We start from the raw sequence: 3,836 nt of genomic DNA on the forward strand, positions 1-3,836 counted from the left end.
GATCAGCCGGAACCAACTGATCCAGCGTTACCATCTCGAGCGCGGTCTGTTCAGGGGCGGGTCGCTTCAACATGACCCAGTGAATCAAAAACCCCCGGCAAATGCCAGGGGTTTGTCAGCAGCCTGACGGGGCCCGTCGGGGCCCCGTCATCAGGTCGGAAAGATGCGCTCGATCAGAGCTTGTGCCAGGTCTGGCTCTTGCAGATCAGCCCGCCGAGCACGCAGCCGCTCATCTTGAGAGAGGTGCCCGACAATGTCGCCTTGCCCGAATAGGTCTTGTCGTTTGCCGGATCGGTGATGTTGCCGGCATATTTGTTGTCGCCCGTCGCCTTGAGGGAGCCGATGGTCTTGCCGGCATATTTGCCGGACTTGAGCGTGATGGAAAACGAGCCGCCGCCAGCGATGGCTGCGGTGTCGCCGGCCTGCGTCTTCCAATTGCCCTCGATCGGATCGGCCCAGGCCGCACCGGCCATGATCAATGTGGCCGCAAGGGCCAGGCTCACTCTTCGAAACATGTCTTCCTCCCTTTAGATGTCCGGCCGGATGCTCCGCCTCGGTCTGCCGCTTACGCAAACGTAAGCTAATCCAGCTCCCGGCAAAACAAAAGCGGTGCCGCAACGGAAGACTTTCGGATTTTGAAGGGCCCCGAATGCGCCTCCTGGCCAAGGAAATGAAACGATCGGCGCATCGCCTTTGTCTCCTGTGGTTAGCGGAGTCTTGACTTGGCATCGGGAAATTTTCGTCAAATTTGACGCAAGCAGGCTGAATTGCTGGCTTTGTATCCTTAACGAATTTCCGCGTTTACCTCTTGTTTTAGCTTTGTTTTCCTCAAATTAAGCACGCCATTTAACGACGGATTCAAGCCTGCACGGCATTCTCGAAAGCATCGGAAGAGCAGCCGCCAAGGACGAAAGAAGGCAGCTCTCGGGAGCCTGACAGGGGCCGGAAACAGGGGATTGAAATGGCACGTTTTGAAATGCTTGAAGCAGGTTTCGGCGCCATGGGGGCAACTGCCCAGGCCGACATCCTTTTCGAACTGGGCATGATGTATGCGACCGGCCGCGATTGCGAGACCGATGTCGTTGCCGCCCACAAATGGTTCAACATCGCCGCCATCAAGGGCTCGGCCCGCGCCGCGGAACTGCGCTCGGAACTATCAGCGGCCATGTCGAAGGTCGAGATCGCCACGGCGCTTCGCGAAGCCCGCGAATGGATGACCATGCACTGAAATCTGCCAATCGCAGACGGGCCTATCGAAGACAGGGAAGCTCCGGGATCAAGGCCGCACAGACGGCCGGACCCGGCGAAATTGAAGGCCGCGCAAGACGGTCACGAGGGCAAGAGAAAGAACGCGGCAGGCCGCAAGGCCCAGTCGTGCGCGACACAGGGAAGCTGAGCGGGATTTTTAGGGCGGGGGCGCCTGGAGATTGCTCGACGGGCAAAAAAGCCACGACCAGCCGGAACAAGGCTGGCGTGGCTTTTTGCGTGGATGACGTCTTGCAGGCCCAATCGAGCGGCGCCAATGCGCCTAGACAGGCCGAATGAAGGATGAAATTGTCCCGCCTCTCTGGAAGAAGCGTGGCCGGGGCGGCCGCGCGTGAGTGGAGGAGTTCTACCATCATGAAAAAATTGAGTATTTTGAACGCGGCCATATTCGGCCTGATGATGAGCACGCCGGTCGCATTCGCCGACGATATCACCTTTGCGGTGATTGGCCCGATGACCGGACAGCTCGCCACCATCGGCGATCAGTTCAAGCAGGGCGCACAGGCCGCTGCCGATGAGATCAACGCCGCAGGCGGCGTCAACGGCTCGATGATCAAGCTTGATATCGAAGACGACCAGTGCGATCCCAAGCAGGCGGTGTCGGTTGCCAACCGCGTCGTCGCCGATGGCGTCAAGTTCATCGACGGCCATGCCTGCTCGGGTTCGAGCATTCCGGCCTCGGCCGTCTATGCCGAAGCCGGCGCGCTGATGATGAGCCCGGCTTCTTCCAACCCGGTGCTGACCGACGCGGCCGCCAAGGCCGGCTGGCCGACGATCATGCGCCTTTATACGCGTGACGATGCGCAGGGCGCCTTCATCGGCCCATGGATCGCCAAGAAGTTCGCCGGCAAGAATGTCGTCGTCCTGCACGACAAGAGCGCCTACGGACAGGGCGTGGCTGACGCCGTCAGGGCAACGATGAATGCCGGCGGCCTCAAGGAGGTCTACTATGACGGCATCAACGCTGGCGAGAAGGACTATTCGGCTCTCGTTACCAAGCTCAAGGACTTGAAAGCCGACGTCGTCTATTTCGGCGGCTACCATCCTGAAGCTGGCCTGATCCTGCGTCAGTCGGCGGAACAGAACCTGAAGTTCCAGCTGATCATGCCGGACTCCATCGCCTCGCCGGAATTCTGGCAGGTCGCTGGCCCGGCCGGCGAGGGCACCATGTTCGTCTTCCCGTCGGATCCGCAGGCAAAGCCGGAAGCCAAGGCAGCCGTCGAGAAGATCAAGGCCGGCGGTTTCGTGCCGGAGGGCTTCACGCTGTTCTCATACGCCACCATCCAGGCATTCGCCGAAGGCATCAAGCGTGCCGGCAGCGACGATCCGGCCAAGGTTGCCGAGGCGCTGAAGAACGGCACGCCGATCAGCACCGTCGTCGGTAATGTCACCTTCGACGAGAAGGGCGATCTCAAGAATGCCAGCTACGACATCAACCAGTGGCATGACGGAAAATATGCGCCGATCGCGCAGTAATCGCCGGCCCGGCGACTGAATAGCATAGAGAAATGGCCGGGTTCGTCCCGGCCATTTTGTTGTTTACCTTCAAACCGTCAGCTGGCTACAGCGATCGAGATAGCTTGTTCCTCGAAGAATCGCACCAGCACTGTCCCGTCGGTCACCTGCGCGCCCTCGGTGGCAATCTCGGCGATCACACCGTCATGCGGCGCGGCGATGGTGTGTTCCATCTTCATCGCCTCCAGGATCAGCAGCGGTTGGCCCTTGATCACGGCATCGCCCTTTCCCACGCGTACCAGCTTGACCAGTCCCGGCATCGGCGCGCGCAGGCTGCCTGAACCCGCCGCTGCCTCGTCGGCCCGTGCCAGCGGGTCCGGCACCGTAAAGGTGTAGCCGACGGCGCCTTCGAACACGGTGATGTGGCCTGGCCAGCGGGCGAGGCGTGGTGTTGAGCGAAAATCACGCGAATTGGTGTCGTCATAGGGCTTGTCCAGCGTCACCTGGAACCGCCCGTCATGCCGCACCGAAACTTTCGCCACGATTTCGTCTTCGCCAAACTTCAATCGTGTGCGTCGCGCCACGCTGTGGAAATGCGCATAACCGGCAAGCGACGACCACGGATCGTTGGGTGACGGCGATACTCCGGCGCCGGAGGCCGCAACGGCCGCGGCAGCGATGGTTTCGCCAGTCGGCGGCGCGACCTCGGTCAGCGCCGTCTGGTGCCTGGCGATCAGGCTGGTGTCGACATCGCCTGCGGCGAAATCCGGATCGGCGGCGAGAGCGGCAAGAAAGGCGGTGTTGACGGTCGAGCCGGCGACCTCGGTTCGCGACAGCACTGCACCGAGAGCTTCGAGAGCCGCCTGCCTGTCCGTTGCGTGGACGACCAGCTTGGCAATCATCGGGTCGTAATAGGGCGAGATGGCGTCACCCGCTCGCACGCCAGTCTCGATGCGCATCGTGGCGCCTTGCGGGGCCGCATCCGGAAATTTCAGATGATGCAGCGTACCGGTCGCCGGCAGGAACCCTTTTGCCGCGTCCTCGGCATAGATGCGCGCCTCGAAGGCATGGCCGACGAGCGCGATCTCGCTTTGCGTCTTGGGCAGCTTTTCGCC

The 3,836-nt window shown here is 61.3% G+C and carries 4 protein-coding genes; 2 read left to right on the top strand and 2 right to left on the bottom strand.

The genetic code is table 11. The features are described from left to right. Positions 1–173 precede the first annotated feature (173 nt). Positions 174–515 carry a DUF2147 domain-containing protein gene (locus EN914_RS27670; RefSeq protein ID WP_013532615.1) on the bottom strand — a complete coding sequence of 114 codons (342 nt, stop codon included), beginning with the start codon at positions 513–515 and terminating at the stop codon, positions 174–176. 446 nt (positions 516–961) lie between these two features. On the opposite strand from EN914_RS27670, the gene EN914_RS27675 reads away from it, so the two are divergent. Together EN914_RS27675 and EN914_RS27680 are read left to right on the top strand one after the other, a co-directional pair. Continuing rightward, positions 962–1,228 carry a sel1 repeat family protein gene (locus tag EN914_RS27675; protein WP_013532614.1) on the top strand — a complete coding sequence of 89 codons (267 nt, stop codon included), beginning with the start codon at positions 962–964 and terminating at the stop codon, positions 1,226–1,228. A 392-nt stretch (positions 1,229–1,620) separates the two neighbouring features. Beyond that, the gene (locus tag EN914_RS27680; RefSeq protein WP_024505727.1) at positions 1,621–2,742 is read left to right on the top strand and encodes a branched-chain amino acid ABC transporter substrate-binding protein; all 1,122 of its coding nucleotides are present in this window, start codon (positions 1,621–1,623) and stop codon (positions 2,740–2,742) included. Positions 2,743–2,819: 77 nt separating this feature from the next. Here the strand turns inward: EN914_RS27680 and EN914_RS27685 are convergent. Next, positions 2,820–3,836: biotin/lipoyl-containing protein (locus EN914_RS27685; RefSeq protein WP_348631943.1), on the bottom strand; the 1,017-nt coding region annotated here is incomplete at its 5' end.

The sequence above is a fragment of the Mesorhizobium sp. M7A.F.Ca.CA.001.08.2.1 genome (genome assembly GCF_003998455.1).
Taxonomy (GTDB): Bacteria; Pseudomonadota; Alphaproteobacteria; order Rhizobiales; family Rhizobiaceae; genus Mesorhizobium; species Mesorhizobium ciceri.

What these genes read in the sequence shown, in the direction of transcription:
- EN914_RS27670 (WP_013532615.1), bottom strand. Translation starts at nt 515, where the DNA reads ATGTTTCGAAGAGTGAGCCTGGCCCTTGCGGCCACATTGATCATGGCC.
- EN914_RS27675 (WP_013532614.1), top strand. Translation starts at nt 962, where the DNA reads ATGGCACGTTTTGAAATGCTTGAAGCAGGTTTCGGCGCCATGGGGGCA.
- EN914_RS27680 (WP_024505727.1), top strand. Translation starts at nt 1,621, where the DNA reads ATGAAAAAATTGAGTATTTTGAACGCGGCCATATTCGGCCTGATGATG.